This is a genomic window from Pseudomonas sp. LBUM1659 (genome assembly GCF_059716045.1).
Genome location: NZ_CP166797.1, coordinates 3,614,677 through 3,633,625, shown reverse-complemented (window position 1 = coordinate 3,633,625; position 18,949 = coordinate 3,614,677). Strand labels below are relative to the sequence as shown.

16 protein-coding genes are annotated in these 18,949 nt (G+C 61.4%); 9 read left to right on the top strand and 7 right to left on the bottom strand.

Annotated elements, in window-relative coordinates; genetic code table 11:
• Positions 1–21 precede the first annotated feature (21 nt).
• The 7 genes from ACA048_RS16365 (at position 22) to ACA048_RS16335 (ending at position 11,893) form a co-directional block, all read left to right on the top strand.
• Positions 22–939, top strand: coding sequence for a LysR family transcriptional regulator (locus ACA048_RS16365; protein ID WP_497625357.1), 918 nt, complete (start codon positions 22–24; stop codon positions 937–939).
• A gap of 38 nt (positions 940–977) precedes the next feature.
• Positions 978–1,595: a transcriptional repressor LexA gene (lexA, locus tag ACA048_RS16360; protein ID WP_497625356.1), complete on the top strand. Its 618-nt coding sequence runs from the start codon at positions 978–980 to the stop codon at positions 1,593–1,595.
• Entirely contained in the window at positions 1,595–2,212 is a 618-nt protein-coding gene (gene imuA, locus ACA048_RS16355; protein WP_497625355.1) for a translesion DNA synthesis-associated protein ImuA, read from the top strand. Before lexA ends, imuA begins: the two co-directional genes overlap by 1 nt.
• Positions 2,213–2,219: 7 nt before the next feature.
• On the top strand, positions 2,220–3,635 hold the full coding sequence (locus ACA048_RS16350) for a Y-family DNA polymerase (protein ID WP_497625354.1): 1,416 nt from the start codon (positions 2,220–2,222) through the stop codon (positions 3,633–3,635).
• On the top strand, positions 3,611–6,709 hold the full coding sequence (locus ACA048_RS16345; RefSeq protein WP_497625353.1) for an error-prone DNA polymerase: 3,099 nt from the start codon (positions 3,611–3,613) through the stop codon (positions 6,707–6,709). Before ACA048_RS16350 ends, ACA048_RS16345 begins: the two co-directional genes overlap by 25 nt.
• A 275-nt stretch (positions 6,710–6,984) precedes the next feature.
• Positions 6,985–9,096: a hybrid sensor histidine kinase/response regulator gene (locus ACA048_RS16340; RefSeq protein WP_497625352.1), complete on the top strand. Its 2,112-nt coding sequence runs from the start codon at positions 6,985–6,987 to the stop codon at positions 9,094–9,096.
• A 160-nt stretch (positions 9,097–9,256) separates the two neighbouring features.
• Positions 9,257–11,893 carry an excinuclease ABC subunit UvrA gene (locus tag ACA048_RS16335; RefSeq protein ID WP_497625351.1) on the top strand — a complete coding sequence of 879 codons (2,637 nt, stop codon included), beginning with the start codon at positions 9,257–9,259 and terminating at the stop codon, positions 11,891–11,893.
• Between the two features lie 51 nt (positions 11,894–11,944).
• Here ACA048_RS16335 and ACA048_RS16330 read toward each other — a convergent pair whose 3' ends face one another.
• The 7 genes from ACA048_RS16330 to ACA048_RS16300 form a co-directional block, all read right to left on the bottom strand.
• Positions 11,945–13,888, bottom strand: coding sequence for a PAS domain-containing hybrid sensor histidine kinase/response regulator (locus ACA048_RS16330; protein WP_497625350.1), 1,944 nt, complete (start codon positions 13,886–13,888; stop codon positions 11,945–11,947).
• On the bottom strand, positions 13,878–14,753 hold the full coding sequence (locus tag ACA048_RS16325) for a sensor histidine kinase (protein ID WP_497625349.1): 876 nt from the start codon (positions 14,751–14,753) through the stop codon (positions 13,878–13,880). Before ACA048_RS16325 ends, ACA048_RS16330 begins: the two co-directional genes overlap by 11 nt.
• Positions 14,746–15,756 carry an ATP-binding protein gene (locus tag ACA048_RS16320; protein ID WP_497629880.1) on the bottom strand — a complete coding sequence of 337 codons (1,011 nt, stop codon included), beginning with the start codon at positions 15,754–15,756 and terminating at the stop codon, positions 14,746–14,748. Before ACA048_RS16320 ends, ACA048_RS16325 begins: the two co-directional genes overlap by 8 nt.
• Positions 15,753–16,157, bottom strand: a complete 405-nt coding sequence (locus ACA048_RS16315) for an anti-sigma regulatory factor (RefSeq protein WP_497625348.1) — start codon at positions 16,155–16,157, stop codon at positions 15,753–15,755. The genes ACA048_RS16320 and ACA048_RS16315 overlap by 4 nt, the downstream gene beginning before the upstream one ends.
• Positions 16,154–16,516, bottom strand: coding sequence for an STAS domain-containing protein (locus ACA048_RS16310; RefSeq protein ID WP_497625347.1), 363 nt, complete (start codon positions 16,514–16,516; stop codon positions 16,154–16,156). The genes ACA048_RS16315 and ACA048_RS16310 overlap by 4 nt, the downstream gene beginning before the upstream one ends.
• Positions 16,517–16,520: 4 nt before the next feature.
• The gene (locus ACA048_RS16305) at positions 16,521–17,372 is read right to left on the bottom strand and encodes an STAS domain-containing protein (RefSeq protein ID WP_497625346.1); all 852 of its coding nucleotides are present in this window, start codon (positions 17,370–17,372) and stop codon (positions 16,521–16,523) included.
• Positions 17,373–17,664: 292 nt separating this feature from the next.
• Positions 17,665–18,186 carry a DUF4142 domain-containing protein gene (locus tag ACA048_RS16300; protein WP_497625345.1) on the bottom strand — a complete coding sequence of 174 codons (522 nt, stop codon included), beginning with the start codon at positions 18,184–18,186 and terminating at the stop codon, positions 17,665–17,667.
• A gap of 217 nt (positions 18,187–18,403) precedes the next feature.
• Between ACA048_RS16300 and ACA048_RS16295 the strand changes: the two genes are divergently transcribed.
• Complete coding sequence (locus ACA048_RS16295) at positions 18,404–18,646, top strand: DUF465 domain-containing protein (RefSeq protein WP_497625344.1); 243 nt, start codon at positions 18,404–18,406, stop codon at positions 18,644–18,646.
• 109 nt (positions 18,647–18,755) lie between these two features.
• Complete coding sequence (locus ACA048_RS16290) at positions 18,756–18,920, top strand: hypothetical protein (protein ID WP_497625343.1); 165 nt, start codon at positions 18,756–18,758, stop codon at positions 18,918–18,920.
• The last annotated feature ends 29 nt before the right edge of the window (positions 18,921–18,949 follow it).

Sequence of the window (18,949 nt, the reverse complement as noted above, 5' to 3'; positions counted from 1 at the left end):
TTTTGCCTGAATGGAAAAAGTATGGACAAGTTGGGTGCGTTGAAAATGTTCGTGGTCACGGCGCAACTGGGCAGTTTCAGCCGCGCCGCCGAGCAACTGGGCAAGACCCCGTCGGCCCTGACCAAAGCGGTCAACCACCTGGAGGCCGAACTCGGCGCCCGTTTGTTCGAGCGCAGCACTCGGCGGATTCTGCTGACCGAATCCGGGCGGCTCTATCTGGAAACCGCACGCCAGGTGTTGCAGCGGCTGGAGGAGGCCAGCGAGGAAATCGAGCAGTTGCAGCATGGACTGCGCGGCAACCTGAAAATCACCGCGCCGCTGGCCTATGGGCACGCGTTTCTCGATCAGGTGTGTGGCGGCTTTCTGGAGCAATACCCGCAGATCAATCTGCAAGTGGACCTGTGTGATGAGTTCGTCAATCTGCTGGAAAGTGGTTACGACCTGGCCTTGCGCGAAGGCCACGACGACTTGCCGGGGTTGATCGCCCGCGTCGTCGGCAGCAATCGTCTGGCGTTGTGCAGCAGCCCGGCCTATCTGGCGCGCCAAGCATTGCCGGTCACCCCGAACACCCTCGATGACCACGAATGGCTGTTGTACCGCCATCCGTTGCTCAGTCGCGAATTCTGGTGGGTCGAGCGCGACGGCCAACGCCTGAGTCTGCCGCAGCCGCAACACCCGCGATTGCGCAGCGACAATTACGACCTGCTGCTGGCCAACGCACTGGCCGGGCGCGGCTTGTTGCACACACCGCTGTGGAGCGCTGCGCCGTACATCGCCGATGGCCGGCTGGTGCAGGTTATGGCTGACTACGACATCGACCCGGACAGCTTCGGCCCACATATTCTGGCGGTGTACCCGAGCCATCGGCGGGCGACCGCGAAAGTGCTGGCGTTTATCGATTTCATCGCAGGGTTTCTGGCGTCTCGTGGGTTGAACTGATTGGCGGTCCTTGTCAGGAAAATGCCAAAAGAGTACAAATGTACTCCATGACGACTCTAACTCCCCGCCGTACCGCCATCCTGACCTTTATCCGCGACCGAATCGCGGAGCACGGTCAGTCCCCGAGCCTTGCTGAAATCAGCGAGGCGTTCGGTTTCGCCTCCCGCAGCGTGGCGCGCAAGCATGTGCTGGCGCTGACCGAAGCCGGTTTCATCGAGGTCAATCCCCATCAGGCTCGGGGCATTCGTTTGCTCGGGCAACCGGCGCGGCCCGAGTTGCTGGACATTCCGGTGCTCGGCCGGGTGGCGGCGGGTGCGCCAATCGGCGCCGATGCCGAAGTGCACAGCCGGTTGCTGCTGGACCCGTCGATCTTCTCGCGGGTGCCGGACTACATGCTGCGGGTTCAGGGCGACTCAATGATCGAGGACGGCATTCTCGACGGCGATCTGGTGGGCGTGCGGCGCCACCCCGAAGCGCTCAATGGCCAGATCGTGGTGGCGCGACTGGACGGCGAAGTCACCATCAAACGTTTTGAGCGGACCGGCGATACGGTTCGCCTGTTGCCGCGCAACCCGGCGTATCAGCCGATCATCGTTCAACCCGATCAGGACCTCGCCATCGAAGGCGTGTTCTGCGGCCTGGTGAGGCAAGGGTGATGGGCGCCGTCGTTGCGCTGGATACGCTGTTCAATGGCGGCCAGGTCTGGAAGGGCCGGCCTGCGCCACCGGCCGTCAGCCCGCAACCCACCGGGCATGCCGCGCTGGATGCAGCGTTGCCCACCGGTGGCTGGCCGGAAGCGGCGCTGACCGAAATCCTCCTGGCCGGGCAGGGCGTCGGTGAGCTGCAACTGGTGTGGCCGGCGCTGGCGCGGTTGTCGGCGGCGGGTGAACGCATCGTTCTGGTAGCGCCGCTCTATGTGCCGTACCCGCAAGCGTGGCAAAACGCCGGGGTCGATCTGCGCCAATTGTCGATCATCCAGGCCAGTGAGCGCGATGCCTTGTGGGCCGCGGAGCAATGCCTGCGTTCAGGCAGTTGCGGTGCAGTGCTGTGCTGGCCGCACAAGGCCGATGACCGGGCGTTGCGCCGCTTGCAGGTGGCGGCGGAAACCGGCTCGACCCTGGCGTTCGCCTACCGCTCGATCCATGAAGCCATCAACCCTTCGCCCGCCGCCCTGCGCATTGCCATCGACGCCAGGCCTGCGCAATTGCGCGTGCTCAAGTGCCGGGGCGGGCTAGCGCGTTCGGCGCCGATTCCCTTCCCTGTGGGGCATTGAGGTTGCCATGCGCTGGGTCTGTATTCTCTTCCCGCAATTGGCGCTGGACGCGGTGCTGCGTCAGCGCCCCGATCCCGATGAGCCGCTGGTGCTGCTGACCGGCCCGGCACAGCGCCGGGTGTTGCAAGCGGTCAACGCGTCGGCGCGGGCGCTGGGCTTGCGTCCGGGGCAGTCGATGACGGCTGCGCAGGCCTTGAGCAAAGGCTTTGCCACGGCCGAATACGACGCTGCCGAGATCGAACACTGGCAACAATTTCTGGCTGCATGGGCCTATCGCTTCAGCTCTCAGGTCAGCGTGCATTATCCGCGTGCCGTGGTGTTTGAAATCGAATCCAGCCTGGGCTTGTTCGGGCCTTGGCCAACGTTCGAGGCACGGTTGCGCGCCGAGCTCGGCGAGCTGGGTTTTCGCCATCGGATCGTCGCTGCACCCAACCCGGTGGCCGCGCGGGTGCTGGCCAACGTGTATGACGGGCTGGTGGTGCCGGACAACGACGCCTTGCAGCACCATCTCGGGCAGTTGCCCGTCGACCGGATTGCGTTGGAGCCCGAGGTGGCCACGGCGTTATCGCGCATGGGCTTGCGCACCTTGAGCCAGGTGCAGGCACTGCCACGACAGAGTCTGGCCCGACGTTTTGAAGCCCAGGTGCTCAAGCATCTGGACGCGTTGACGGGGAAACGGCGACTGGCCCTGGCGTTCTACCTGCCGCCGGACCGTTTCGACGTGCGCATCGAACTCAATTTCGACGTGCAGTCGCATCAGGCGCTGCTGTTTCCGCTGCGCCGGTTGACCGGCGACCTGTCGGCATTTCTCTGCGGTCGGGACAGCGGCGTGCAGCGTTTCGACCTGCACCTGGAACACGCCGGCCTGCCGGACTCGGTAATCAAGGTCGGCCTGCTCGGCGCCGAGCGCGATCCGGGGATGCTCTTCGAACTGGCGCGGGGGCGACTGGAACAGGTTCAGGTCGAAGCCCCTGTGCGCGGTTTTCGGCTGCGTGCCGAAGACTTGCCAAGCTTCGTTCCGCAGTATCAGGAACTGTTCGATGACCGCCCGCAGCAATCCTTGCCGTGGGAGCAACTGCGTGAACGCTTGCGCGCGCGGCTCGGCGATGAGGCGGTGCACGGCTTGCGCTTTCAGGCCGATCACCGCCCGGAGTGCGCGTGGCAGGCACGGGTCGACATGCAACTGTGCGCGGGGTTGCCGGGTGTGCAGCGTCCGGGCTGGTTGCTGACGGAGCCGCAGGCGCTCCACGAAGGTTCGACGCGCATCCTCATGGGCCCGGAGCGCATCGAGTCCGGCTGGTGGGACGGCGCCGACGTGCGCCGCGATTACTACCTGGTCGAAACCCGTTCCGGCCAGCAGGGTTGGGCGTATCGGGCGGTGGGTGAGGGCGGTCCGCTGTGGCTGCAGGGCTGGTTCGCATGAGCATCGACTATGCCGAGCTGCACTGCCTGTCGAACTTCAGCTTCCAGCGCGGCGCCTCCAGCGCCCTTGAACTCTTCCAACGGGCGAAAAAGCACGGCTATCAGGCGCTGGCGATTACCGATGAATGCACCCTGGCCGGCATCGTCCGCGCCTGGCAAGCGGCCAAGTCAGTGGAACTGCCGCTGATCATCGGCAGCGAAATCCGCATCGAGAACGGCCCGAAACTGGTGCTGCTGGTGGAGAGCCTTGAGGGCTACCAGACCCTGTGCCGGCTGATTACCCGGGCGCGGCGCCGCACGCAAAAAGGCCAGTATCAGGTGCTGCGTGAAGATTTCAGCGAACCGACGCCGGGGCTGTTGGTGTTGTGGGCGCCGGACGCTGTCGATGACTTCGAGCAGGGCCGCTGGCTGCAACAGACCTTCGCTGATCGCCTGTGGCTGAGCGTCCAGTTGCATTGCGGCCAGGACGATACCCGGCGCCTGGAGGCGTTGCTGACCCTGGCGCGGGAGTTACGGATTCCAGCGGTGGCCAATGGCGATGTGCACATGCACACCCGTGGCCGGCGCGCCTTGCAGGACACCATGACTGCGATCCGTCATCACCTGCCGGTGGCCGAAGCCGGGCTGCGCCTTCACCCCAATGGCGAGCGGCATGTGCGCAGCCTGGAGGTTTTGCAATCGATCTACCCGCCAGCCTTGCTCAATGAAACGTTGACCATTGCCCGGCGTTGCACCTTCGACCTTGGCCAGTTGCGTTATCAGTATCCACGGGAGTTGGTGCCGCAAGGCCACAGCGCCGATTCCTGGCTGCGCGAATTGACCGAACGCGGCATTCGCGAGCGCTGGCCCCAAGGGGCGAGCGAGAAAGTGCGCGGGCTGATCAACAAGGAACTGGGGCTGATTGCCGAGTTGGGTTATGAAAGCTATTTCCTCACCGTTCAGGACATCGTGGCCTTCGCCCGGCGCCAGAAAATCCTCTGTCAGGGTCGAGGCTCGGCGGCCAACTCGGCGGTGTGTTTTGCCTTGGGCATCACCGAGATCGACCCGGACCGGATGAACATGCTGTTCGAACGTTTCCTTTCCAAGGAACGCAACGAACCGCCGGATATCGACGTGGACTTCGAGCACGAACGTCGTGAAGAAGTCTTGCAGTACATCTTTCAGCGCTATGGCCGCACGCGCGCGGCGTTGACGGCGGTGGTCAGCACCTATCACGCGGCCGGCGCGGTGCGTGATGTGGCCAAGGCATTGGGTTTGCCGCCGGACCAGGTCAACGCCCTGGCCGATTGCTGTGGTCACTGGAGTGATGCCACGCCGCCCGTGGAACGCCTGCTGGAAAGCGGGTTCGACCCCGAAAGCCCGGTGTTGCGCCGGGTCTTGAGCCTGACGCAACAGCTGATCGGTTTCCCCCGGCACCTGTCCCAGCACCCCGGTGGCTTCGTGATTTCCGAACAGCCTCTGGACAGCCTGGTGCCGGTGGAAAACGCCGCAATGGCCGAGCGCACGATCATTCAGTGGGACAAGGACGATCTGGACGCGGTCGGGTTGCTCAAAGTGGATATTCTGGCGCTGGGGATGCTCAGCGCGATCCGCCGTTGTTTCGACCTGCTGCGTCGCCACCGAAACCTTGACCTGAGCCTGGCGACGATCCCGTCCGAAGACCCGGCCACCTACGAGATGATTGGCCGGGCCGATACCATCGGCGTGTTCCAGATCGAGTCCCGGGCACAGATGTCGATGTTGCCCAGGCTCAAGCCCCGCAAGTTCTATGACCTGGTGATCGAGGTGGCCATCGTTCGCCCCGGTCCTATCCAGGGCGGCATGGTCCATCCGTATCTGCGCCGCCGAAACAAGGAAGAGCTCGAAAGTTATCCCTCCGAAGAGTTGCGCGAGGTGCTCAAACGCACCCTCGGCGTGCCACTGTTCCAGGAACAAGTGATGCAGATCGCCATCGTCGCCGCCGACTACAGCCCCGGCGAGGCCGATCAGTTACGGCGCTCCATGGCGGCCTGGAAGCGCCACGGCGGGCTGGAGCCGCACAAGGATCGGCTGGCCGCCGGGATGAAGAAAAACGGCTACACGGCCGAGTTCGCCGCGCAGATCTTCGAACAGATCAAAGGCTTTGGCAGCTACGGGTTTCCCGAGTCCCACGCCGCCAGTTTCGCCTTGCTGACCTACGCCAGTTGCTGGTTGAAATGCCACGAACCGGCGGCTTTCGCCTGTGCGCTGATCAACAGCTGGCCGATGGGTTTTTACAGCCCGGACCAGATTCTTCAGGACGCGCGCCGGCATCATTTGCAGATTCGTCCGGTGGATGTGCGCGCCAGTGACTGGGATTGCAGCCTGGAGCCGATGACCGGCGCGCAACCGGCGATTCGCATGGGATTGCGGATGATCAAAGGTTTTCGCGAAGACGATGCCCGGCGCATCGAAGCGGCGCGCTCGTGTGGGGTGTTTGTCGACATCGCCGACCTGGGCGAACGCGCGCGACTCGACGCCCGCGCCCAAGAGCAACTGGCCGATGCCGGTGCACTGCGGGGTTTGGCCGGTGACCGGCATCGGGCGCGCTGGGAGGTGGCGGGGGTGCAAAAGCAGCTCGGTTTGTTCGTCGGCCTGCCGAGTCAGGAAGAGGACGTCGTGTCATTGCCCAAACCCAGCGTCGGCGAAGACCTGCAAGCCGATTACGCCAGTGTCGGCACCACCCTCGGCCCGCATCCGCTGGCGTTACTGCGCGGTGAACTGAAAGCCCGGCGCTGCCGCAGTTCGAAAGAACTGATGGCGGTCGAACACGGGCGCCCGGTCAGCGTCGCAGGCCTGGTGACGGGTCGACAACGTCCGAGTACTGCCAGTGGCGTGACCTTCGTGACCCTGGAAGACGAGTTCGGCAACGTCAACGTGGTGGTCTGGCGCGACCTGGCCGAAAGGCAACGCCAGGTGCTGGTCGGTTCGCAATTGCTCAAGGTCGATGGCCGCTGGGAAAAGGAAGGCGAGGTTCGCCACCTGATTGCCGGACGCTTGAGCGACCTGAGTTCATTGCTGGACGGCATCAGCGTGCGCAGCCGGGATTTCCGCTGAATGTAAAATGTGTGACTGCCGCAGATCCCCCCCTGTGGGAGCGAGCCTGCTCGCGATGGCGTAGTGTCAGTCGACATAAATGTTTAATGACACACCGCCATCGCGAGCAGGCTCGCTCCCACAATGGACCAGGATGGCCGCAGAAGGCCCCAAGAATCAGCTAACCTCTATGAAACCATTGACGTCGGCGACGCTCGAAACAAACGGGCCCACACGGTCCTCATGTCGTTGCGACCCCCTAAGTCAATTCACTTACAGGGATTCAGAGCCAGTCGATGCAGTTTTTAGATGAAAGCCACGGGTGTGCCGGTTGGGCCGGCGAAATGGCCGGGCGAATTCGCGCGTTCGACTGGTGCCAGACCGAACTTGGCAGCCTCGACACCTGGCCCGCGAGCCTGTGCAGTGCGGTGCAATTGATGCTCGCCTCGCCATTGCCGATGGTGATGCTATGGGGCCGCGCCGCGTACATGATCTACAACGATGCCTACTCCAAATTCGCTGGCGGCCGTCATCCTTACTTGTTGGGTTCCCCGGTTGAACTGGGTTGGCCGGAAGTCGCCGAATTCAATCGGAATGTGGTCGATACCTGCCTGGCGGGTGGCACCTTGTCCTATCGCAATAAAGAGCTGGTATTGCTGCGCGACGGCATCCCCGAAGACGTTTGGCTGGACCTCTATTACAGCCCGGTGGCTGATGATGACGGCAAGCCGGCCGGGGTCATGGCGATGGTGGTCGAGACCACGGAGCATGTCATTTCCGAACGTCGCCGTCAGGCCGCCGAAGACGCGTATCGCGCCGACAACGAACGGGTGCGCCTGGCGCTCAATGCCGGGGCCTTGCTCGGCTCGTTCGTCTGGGACATCAAGGCCAACAGGCTCTCCGGCGACGAACGCTTCGCCCGTACCTTCTCCTTTCCCGCTGATCAGGATCTGGCCAACCTGCCCCCGGATGTCGCCGAAGCCAAGATCCATCCCGACGACCTCAGTTGGGTGCAGGAACAGGTCAATCAATCGGTAGAAACCGGCGATGCCTTTAATGTGGAGTATCGGGTGTTGCGCCCGGATGGCAGTTATTTGTGGGTGCAGGCGAGTGGCTGTTGCGAGTTTAACGAACAGGGTGAACCGTTCCGCTTTCCCGGCGTATTGATCGACATCCATGAACGCAAGACTGCCGAAGAATCCTTGCTCAGGTTCACGCGCAATCTGGAGCAGCGCGTCGCCGATGAAGTCGAAGCGCGGCTGGCTGCCGAAGAACAACTGCGCCAATCACAGAAACTCGAAGCCATCGGCGGACTCACCGGTGGCGTGGCCCACGACTTCAATAACCTGTTGCAGGTGATCGCCGGCAACCTGCACCTGTTGGCGCGGCACGAACCGAACAACGCCAACGTGCAGCGCCGGGTCAGTGCATCCATTGCTGCCGTCGAACGTGGCGCCAAATTGTCTTCGCAATTGCTTGCCTTCGCCCGCCGCCAGCCACTGTCGCCAGCCGTCTGCAATCCAAAGCAAGTCTTCGAAGGTCTGGCAGAAATTTTGCAGCGAGCGCTGGGTGAAACCCTCCAGATCAAGGTGAATGCCCCGGATGATCCCTGGCACATCTTTGTGGACCGCAATCAACTGGAAAACGCCATTCTCAACCTGGCGATCAATGCCCGAGATGCCATGAAAGGTGAGGGGACCATCGGTCTGAGTGCCGAGCACATCACCCTCGACCAGAAGTTTTGTGCAGGCAAGGGCATCGTGGCCGGCGACTACGTCTGCGTTGCGGTGGCGGACAGTGGTGTTGGCATGCCGCCCCAGGTACTTGCGCAGGCCTTCGAACCGTTTTTCACCACCAAGGCCGACGGCCAGGGCACGGGTCTGGGGTTGAGCATGGTGTTCGGTTTCGTCAAACAGAGCGGCGGGCACATTGAGATTTCCAGCGCCGAGGGGCACGGTACTCGGGTGCAGTTGTACTTTCCGCGTAGCCTGCGACCGGCGCCCAGTGAAACAACACCGCAAGATGCGCAGCAGAGCGGTGGTCATGAAACCATTCTGGTGGTCGAAGACAACGAAGCGGTTCGCATCTCGGCAGTGGAATTGCTGCGTGAAGAAGGCTATCAGGTGTTGACGGCGGCCAACGGCGATCAGGCGATGCAGAGGTTGCTGGAAGGCACGGCAGTGGACCTTATTTTCACTGACGTGGTCATGCCTGGCCTGATCAAAAGCGCTGACCTGGCGGCCTGGGCCAAGGTGCAAACTCCCCCGGTGGCCGTGTTGTTCACCTCGGGCCATACCCGTGACATTATCTCGCGCAATCACCAACTCAGCCCCGACACGCATTTGCTGAGCAAACCCTACGACCCCGAAGCACTTACCCGAATGGTTCGCACAGTCCTCAATGGCTAATCCCCCTGTGGAAGATCAACAGAGATCACTGTGGGAGCGAGCCTGCTCGCGATGGCGGTGTGTCATTAAACATTTATGTCGACTGACACTACGCCATCGCGAGCAGGCTCGCTTGTACAGGGGGGATGTGTGTTTTCAGCTAATTCATTAAGGTTTTCCGATGACGTCCAAGCGCACCTCCAACCCTCCCTCAGGCATGGTCAGGGTGCGCGGCGCCCGGGAGCACAACCTCAAGAACATCGACGTCGACATTCCGCGCGATGCGCTGGTGGTGTTCACCGGGGTCTCCGGCTCGGGCAAGTCTTCGCTGGCGTTCTCGACGCTCTACGCCGAAGCGCAACGCCGCTATTTCGAATCCGTGGCGCCTTATGCGCGACGGCTGATCGATCAGGTCGGCGTACCGGATGTCGACTCCATTGAAGGTCTTCCACCGGCTGTGGCCCTGCAACAACAGCGGGGAACGCCGAGCACCCGTTCTTCGGTGGGCAGCGTGACGACGTTGTCGAGCCTGATCCGCATGTTGTACTCCCGGGCCGGCAGCTATCCGTCGGGACAAGCGATGTTGTATGCCGAAGACTTCTCGCCCAACACCCCGCAAGGCGCGTGCCCGGAGTGTCATGGCTTGGGGCGGGTTTACGACGTCACTGAAGCGCTGATGGTGCCCGACCCGAGCCTGACCATCCGCCAGCGCGCAGTCGCTTCCTGGCCAACGGCCTGGCAGGGACAGAACCTGCGCGACATCCTGGTGACGATGGGTTATGACGTCGACAAACCGTGGCGCGATCTGCCGAAAAAGCTGCGCGACTGGATCCTCTTCACCGAAGAAACACCGACGGTGCCGGTGTACGCCGGGCTCACCCCCGAAGAAACCAGGATCGCGCTCAAACGCAAGATGGAGCCCAGTTATCAGGGCACCTTCACCGGCGCTCGACGCTACATCCTGCACACCTTTACCCATTCCCAAAGTGCGCTGATGAAGAAGCGCGTTTCGCAATTCATGCTCGGCAGTCCTTGCCCGTTGTGTGACGGCAAGCGACTCAAGCGCGAGGCGTTGTCGGTGACGTTCGCGGGCTACGACATCGGTGAGTTATCGCAGATGCCGCTGCTGCAAGTGGCCGCCGTGCTAAAACCGGTGGCGGCGCACAGTTACCTTGAGCAAGCCGAGGAGGCCGGCGACGTGTTGACCCACCGCCAAACCCGTGAGGCCCGCGAAGAGCGAGTCGCCCACGGTGCCAGCGGCCATACCAACGCGCCGGACGTGCGCCACACGCCCAATTTGTCAGTGGAAAAACGCTTGGCCGCGCAACGGATCGCCCAGGACTTGCTGGAGCGGGTCAGCACCCTCACGGACCTGGGCCTCGGTTACCTGGCGCTGGAACGCAGCACGCCGACGCTGTCCTCTGGTGAGCTGCAGCGACTGCGACTGGCGACGCAATTGGGCTCGCAGCTATTCGGTGTGATCTACGTCCTCGATGAGCCTTCGGCAGGTCTGCACCCGGCGGACGGTGAGGCGTTGTTTGAAGCGCTGCAGCGTCTGAAGGCCGCCGGCAATACGCTGTTTGTGGTTGAGCATGATCTGGAAACCATGCGCCGCGCCGACTGGTTGATCGACGTCGGCCCGGCGGCGGGCGAGAACGGCGGCCAGATCCTCTACAGCGGTCCGCCGTCAGGATTGGCCGAGGTGACGAACTCTCAGACCCGCGCCTATCTGTTCGCCGAACACGTCACCGAACCGCGCGCCAGTCGCGAGGCCACCGAATGGCTGTGCCTGGAGGGAATCACGCGCAACAACCTGAACAACCTCAGCGTCAAGTTTCCGCTGGGTTGCTTCACCGCCGTAACGGGCGTGTCCGGTTCCGGTAAATCGAGCCTGGTCAGCCAGGCGCTGCTGGAGTTGGTCGGCGCCCATTTGGGACGTGCCGCCGGCGACAACGAAGCCGAAGCGTTGAGCCTTGAGGACGATGCGCCGCAAGTCAGCGGCGGACAGGTCACAGCAGGGCTGACATCGATCAAGCGCCTGGTGCAGGTCGATCAAAAACCCATCGGCCGCACGCCACGCTCGAATCTGGCGACCTACACCGGGCTGTTCGACAGCGTGCGCAAGCTGTACGCCGCGACGCCTGAGGCCCAGGCCGATGGCTACGACGCCGGGCAGTTCTCGTTCAACGTCGCCAAGGGCCGCTGTCCGACCTGCGAAGGTGAAGGGTTTGTCAGCGTCGAATTGTTATTCATGCCCAGCGTCTACGCACCATGCCCGACGTGCCATGGCGCCCGCTACAACCCCGAGACACTGGCGATCACCTGGCAAGGGTTGAACATCGCGCAAGTGTTGCAGCTGACGGTAGATGACGCGGTCGAAGTGTTCACCGAGCAGCCGGGCATTCGCCGCTCCCTGGAGGTGCTGCGGGATATTGGTCTGGGGTATCTGCGCCTGGGGCAGCCGGCGACCGAGTTGTCGGGTGGTGAAGCGCAGCGGATCAAACTGGCGACGGAGTTGCAACGTAGCCAGCGTGGGGCGACGTTGTATGTGCTTGATGAGCCCACGACGGGTCTGCATCCACGGGATGTTGACCGGTTGCTGGAGCAGTTGAATACGCTGGTGGTGGCGGGGCACACGGTGATCGTGGTCGAGCATGAAATGCGCGTGGTGGCGCAGAGTGATTGGGTGATCGACATCGGGCCGGGGGCGGGGGATCGGGGTGGAAAAATCGTTGTTGCCGGTGCGCCGCAGACCGTGGCCAGAAGCAAAAAAAGCAGGACAGCGCCGTTTTTGGCTCGGGTATTTGGCAGGGCTTGAAAGGTGCAGTGGTTTTACTGGCGTCACCGCGGGCAAGTCGAAGGCGGTATGTCAGGCACAGTCCAAAGTGCGCCGAACCTTGTCCAGCAGTTCACTGATCTGAAACGGCTTGATCAGCATTTCCATGCCATCCCCCAAAAACACCTGCCGGTTGATCGCATTTTCCGCATACCCGGTCATGAACAGGATTGGCAATCCCTCACGCCACCTTCGGGCGACATCCGCCAGTTCCCGACCGTTCATGCGCGGCAGGCCAACGTCCGTCAGCATCAGATCAATCGACGGATCGTTTTGCAGGCGCTCAAGGGCGGCTTCGATGTCGCCCGCCAGGGTGCAGCGATATCCGGCATCCACCAGCACCTCGGCGACGAACATGCGCACTGAAGACATGTCCTCGACAATCAGCACATGCTCCCCCGAACCTTGATGATCCACCGCCTCTGATACAACGTCAGCCGAGGTCGGGTCCGAACTGGCCGGCAGCATGATGGTCACCTCGGTACCGCGTCGGGCCACGCTGCGGATGTGCGCATCGCCCCCCGATTGCCGTGCGAACCCGTAAATGCTCGACAGCCCCAGACCTGTGCCCTGGCCCAGCGGTTTGGTGGTGAAAAACGGGTCGAATACCTTGTCGATCACACTGTGCTCGATACCGGTACCGTCATCGCGTACCGACAGGGCGACGTAGGCGCCATCCGCCAGTTTCAGGTCGCCATGGGAATACGCCGCATAAGTGCTGACCCAGATATTCCCGCCTTGCGGCAAGGCATCGCGGGCGTTGATCACCAGATTGAGCACGGCGCTTTCCAGCTGGATCGGGTCGACCAGCGCAATCGCGGCTTTGGAGGTCAATTCGAGTTTTAGCGCAATGTGTTCGCCGATGGTGCGTACCAGCAATTCTTCGAGGGAGCGGATGTGTTCGTTGATGTCCACCGGCCGTGTATCGAGCGGTTGCTGGCGGGCGAAAGCCAACAAACGATGGGTCAGTGCGGCGGCGCTCATGGCCGAGTTCAACGCCGCATCGGCATAGAACTGAACCTTGTCGGTACGCGCGTCGGCGACACGTTTCTGGATCAGTTCCAGGCTGGTGATGATGCCGGTCAGCAGGTTGTTGAAGTCATGGGCAATGCCGCCGGTCAACTTGCCCAACGCGTCCATTTTCTGCACTTGCAGCAACTGGGCTTCGGTGCGCACGCGCTCGGCGATTTCACGTTCCAGCTGCGAAGTGGCGTCGTCGAGTCGGGCCAGGTGTGAGCGTTCGCGATGGCGGTGTTCGGTGACGTCTTCGACGAACACCAGGCTCAATCCCGGAGTGCGATAGGGCGAAATCTGCCACTCGGTTTCCCGTAGCTCACCCTCCACACGCAGGTTCAAAATGCCTTTCCAGCGCTCGCCAGCGAGCAGGCGCAGGCGCAGTTCCTCGATCACCGCGTCCTGGTCTTCGGCGAAGCATTCACCCAGGGTGTCCGGGTGAACATTGTCCTGAATCAGTCGGGAAAAGGCGTGGTTGCACTCGTGCACGTTGAACTGCGCGTCCAGTACCGCAATGGGCGCCGATACATTGACGAAAATTTCGCGAAACCGCGCTTCGCTCTCACGCAGGGCATTTTCGGTGTCGCGCACCCGCAGCAGGGTGCGCAGGGTCGCCAACAACACGTCCGGGTCGACAGGGTGGATCAAGTAGGCATCGGCACCGGCATCGAGGCCAGTAATGATATCGCCGGTCTGGATCGAGGCGGCCGACACATGAATCACTGGCAATAGCGCGGTGGCGGACTCGGAACGCAGCTTGCGCACGATGTCGAAACCGCTCATGTCCGGCAGGTTGACGTCCAGAATCAGCGCGTCGATCGTTTCGCTGTCGATCAGCGCCAGGCCATCACCGCCGGTCCCGGCCTCGAGCACGGTGTAGCCGTGTGACTCCAGGCGTCGGCGCAGGGCGTAGCGCGTCGCAACGTTGTCGTCCACGATGAGCAGGCGGATGTCATGTTTCATCGGCAGGCTCCATGGCTATGGCCAGCGGGATGATCACGAAAAAGGTCGAACCGACCCCTGGTGTACTCTCGACCCCGACTTCGCCGCCCAGCAACGCGGCAAAGCGTTTGCACAATGACAATCCCAGGCCAGTGCCGCGCAAGCGCTTTTGCAAGGGCGAATCGACTTGGGAGAAGTCCTCAAACAATGTGCCATGTAGCTCGGCAGCGATACCAATTCCGGTGTCGCTGACGGCAAAGCGCACCAAGTTCGTGCCTTCGAGCCGGGCCGATACTCTTACTTCCCCGCGCGTGGTGAACTTCAGCGAATTGGCGATGAAGTTGCGCAGGATTTGCGCCAGCTTCTTGTCGTCGGTGTACAAACGCGGCAAACCCACCGGTTCTTCGAAGATCAGATCCACGGCGCTGGCATCGACAATCGGGCGAAACATGCCGCGCAGGGCGGCGAACAAGTCCAGCATGTCGAACCAGGCCGGAGAAATGGTGATGCGCCCGGCCTCGATTTTCGCCAGGTCCAGCAAATCGTCGACCATGTCGCTCAACTCCCGCGCGGCGGTGCTGACGAAGGTGACCTGCTTGTGTTGCTCGGGGCTTAGCGGGCCGTCGAGTTCATCTCTGAGCAGGCTGGCGATGCTCAGGATCGAGCCCAGTGGCGTGCGAAACTCGTGGCTCATGTACGACAGGAAACGGCTTTTCAGGTCCGAAGCCTGACGCAGCTCTTCGGCCTGGGTGTCGAGTTCGGCGTACAGCGCGAGCACGCCTTGATTGGTTTCATCGAGCTCTTCGCGCAGGGCGGCGGTTTCACTCTGCAAGCGTGCGATCAGCGCCGTTTGTTCGTGGGGCGCGAGCGTGCGGGACTCAGCCATGGGAAGCCTCCAGGGCAACGACCAATACCGTTACATCGTCCCGGCCGCGACAGAAATCGCGGTGCAGGACGGCGGCTATCACGGCCGGGTGCCGGTGCACCAGGCCCGGGTAGTCGTGCAAGTTCCATCGGGACTGCAAGCCGTCGCTGTACATGATCAATAGATGTCCGTTCACGTGAGCATAATCAAAGGGTTGGGCTTTTCGATATTGCCCGCCAACGATGCCGGGATGGGACGCCAGGCCACGGGATTTGTCCGCCCCGATCAGGCTGGCACCGATGTTGCCGATACCAGTGAACGTCAGTTTGTCGAGTTGCGCGTCGAACTGCGCAATGGCCAACGCTCCGCCGCGTGTGCCGATCATGGCCTGGTGAATGTCTTCGAGCAGGAATACTGGCGAAGCAAACGGGGCTAGTGCGAAGGCTTTTTCACCAGCGCGGGCGGCGTGTTCAGCGTCTTCGCCATGGCCCAGACCGTCAATCACCAAGGCGCTGAGGTTCGGCCCATCGATTGCCAGGTGCCAGACATCACCGCACGCCGGGTCGCGGGCCAGCGAGTGCTGGCTGACACCCAATCGCAGGTCCGCCACTTTTTGGCTGCGCGGATACAAGCGGGCCAACAGCACGGCGCCTCGTGAGTCGGCGTACACATCGAACACGTCAGTCTGACGCGACACCGCACCCAGGCCAATGCCTTGGGTACCTCCGGTGGAAAATCCATCCGCCAGACACGCCTGTAAATCAAAGCCCTGCGCGCGATCAACCGCCAGCATCTCGATCCCGTGACCGTTTTTAAACGGCAGGGTCCGCAGGTGCAGTTCGCCACGAGCGGCATGTTTGAGCACGTTGCTGGCAAGCTCCGTGGCCACCAGCGCCACACGCCCGGCATCGGTGGTGTCGAAGCCGATATGTTCGGCGAGTTTCTGCGCGGTGCGCCGTGCATGACCGATCTGGCTGCTGTCTTCGATCAACAGGACGTCGGTCAAGGTGCCTGCAATGTTCATGTCCATCGGGTGATCGTTACGCGAGTGCCTTGGCCGGGCGCGGTATCCAGTTCGAATTCATCCACGAGGCGCTTGGCCCCGGTCAAGCCCAACCCCAGGCCGCTGCCGGAGGTCCAGCCGTCGGTCATTGCCAGTTTAATGTCGGGAATGCCCGGGCCTTCGTCGCGAAAAGTCAGGCGCAAGCCCACCCGCGAATTTTCGTCGAGGATCTGCCAATCCATGTCGCCGCCACCGCCATAGACCATAGTGTTACGCGCCAGCTCGCTGACGGCGGTCACCATTTTGGTCAGGTCGATCAGGCGCATGCCGCACTCGGTGGCCAGCCTGCGCGCGGTCTGTCGGGCCATGACCACGTCCTGCTCAATGTGAATCGGATGAGTGCCGCTGCTGCGCAGGGTCATTGCTCTCGTACTCGTTCCTGAAGCAGTTTCATTCCGCGCTCGACATTCAGCGCGGTACTGACACCGGGCAGGGTCAGGCCCAGCTCGACCAGGGTAATCGCCACGGCCGGTTGCATACCTACCAGCACGGTTTCGGCGTCCATGATTTTCGACAGGCCGGAAATAGTCCCGATCATCCGGCCGATGAACGAATCGACCATGTCCAGTGCGGAGATGTCGATTAACACCCCGTGCGCCGAGGTTTTGCTAATGCGCTCGGACAAATCGTCCTGAAGGGTCAGGGCGAGTTGGTCGTGCATGTCGACCTGGATGGTCACCAGCAGAAAATGGCCCATCTGCAAAATAGGAATTCGATCCATTGGCTTATACCGTCTTGCTGACGGTGATTCCCAGGCGGGTCAGGGCCAGTTTAAGGGCATCGGCCAGATTGGCCTTGGTGACCACGCCTTGCAGGTCCAGGCCCAGGTGCACGATGGTCTGAGCAATCTGCGGACGCACGCCGCTGATAATGCAGTCGGCCCCCATCAGGCGAATGGCGGTCACGGTTTTCAGCAGGTGTTGAGCCACCAGGGTATCGACTGTTGGCACGCCGGTGATGTCGATGATGGCGATTTCCGAGCCGGTGTCGACGATCCGTTGCAGCAGCGATTCCATCACCACTTGGGTGCGTTGCGAATCCAGAGTGCCGATCATCGGCAGCGCAAGAACGCCGTCCCACAGCTTGACCACTGGTGTGGAGAGCTCCAGCAGTTCTTCTTGCTGGCGCTTGATCACCGCTTCGCGGGATTTCTGGAAGGTGCGGATGGTGTGCATGCCCAGCGCATCGAGCAGTTCTGAGACTTCCCAGAGCTGTTCGGCGAGCACGGCCGGACTGTCTTTGTAATGGCTTTGCAGCAGGCCAAACAGCGGACCCTTGAGCGAGAAGATGAAGCTGGCGGTCTGATGGGAATCCTGTCCGAGCAGGGCGCGACTGTGGGAGAGCTTTTCGAGGAAATGCCGCGCTTCGTCCCAACCCGGCGCAGCGACATTCTGCCCGTTGCCCTTTTCCAGCCCGCTGACCACCAGATGCAGAAACTCTGCAGTTTGCTGCTTTAAGTCCTGTTCTTTGAGGTTGCGGGTAGCTCCATTGGTTTCCAGGCCCTTGATCCATTCGGTGAGCAGTTGCGTCTGGTTATTTTTCATCGCATCGAGTGTGCTGATTTGCATTGCTGCCATGTCCTTGTGCTCCTGAATGAGTCTTTGCCGGTTCCATTGAAAAACGACCGGCGTGAAGGCAGTGACCTTTGCCGAATGAAATAGTTGTTCGTTTTGCGCCGGTTTTTTTCATTACGACCGTAAATTGCCCGGTAACTCTAGTCGCCGCTGCTCATGGCGGCGATTTTTTTTGCTGGGAACCGGTGGAGGCCAAGACCATTCAAACAGCAAACAGCAAACAGCAAACAGCAAACAGCAAACAGCAAACAGCAAACAGCAAACAGCAGACCGTATCAGCGGTCTTCAGGTTGAGTCATTTATCAGGATGGGCAGCCTGGAGTTTTTTCGCCATGGCCAGGTGTTTCTCAAGGGCGGGCAGCATTTGCTGTGCAAAGCCTTTTAATGCGGTGGCGCCTTTGACCTTGTCATCCGTCACCGTGTTGGCTTCTTTCTTGAAGAGCTCGATAGTGTCCTCGTGGGCTTTGACCTGATTGTTCGCATACGCCGCGTCGAAGGACTCGTCGCGCATGTCGAGAATTTGCTCCTTGGCCTGTTTGACCAGCGTCGTCGAGTCCGGCACCTCGATGTCATGCTTTTTCGCCAGGGCCGCCAGTTCGTCGTTGGCCTTCGAATGATCGGTGATCATCATGTTGGCAAACGCCTTGACGTCGGCCGAAGTGCTTTTTTCCAGCGCCAGGCGACTGGTTTCGATCTCTGCAATGCCGCCTGCGGCTGCACTGTCGACAAAATCATTGGAGGTGGCGGCGAACGCCGTGCCCATGCTGGTGCTCAAGGCGACGGCCAGGGCGAGGTGGCGCAGGGTGAATCCGTCCATTGGTTATTCTCCACACAGGTTTTTGAGAGCGATCCAGTGATCGTTAATCTGTGGAGGCCGGGGTTTGGGCAAAGGTTTTATCGCATTTGCGAAAGGACGACGAACGGGCACCGCTGGTCTGACAGGTGGTCGACAGAACGCTCAATCCAAGGCCATTCTGATAGTTGGTGAACGCAATCGATCGCGTTTGCTACCGATCATCAAACGGAGGTGTTCCATGCCGGTGCCCCATGACCTGTTTCAGGACTTGAAGGTTTCAAAGGAAGAGATCCAGCAAAAACGCACCAAGGATCCGTTACTGGATTCGCTGATCAACAAATACTCCCAGGCGGACGCTGAAGTGGTGAAAGCCGAGACCGCGTCATCCGATGCGCCCAGTGATGACGTGTTGAAAAAGCTCAAGGAGAAGCGCTTGCAGGTCAAGGACAAGATCGTCCGACAATTGCAGGCATCGTCCTGACGCGTCGTTTCGAGCCACCGACGACCGGTGTCGCAAAATTTGGAACGGGGTGAAAACCGGCACCTCGCAAGTGAAGAGTCATCATTAATGACTCCCTGAGAGGTGCCTTATGTCTAATCCCAGATTTCCGAGTGAAGAGCAGGGCGGGTATGACCCGATTCCGACTCATCCTGAGCCGTTGAGCCCGAACCACATCACAACCCATCCGGATCCAGAGGATGAAGACCCCGAGCGGGGGCATGAGGAAACGGCTGACGACGCAGATTCCGAATAACCCACACAGGTTACCTGTGGGCCACACAG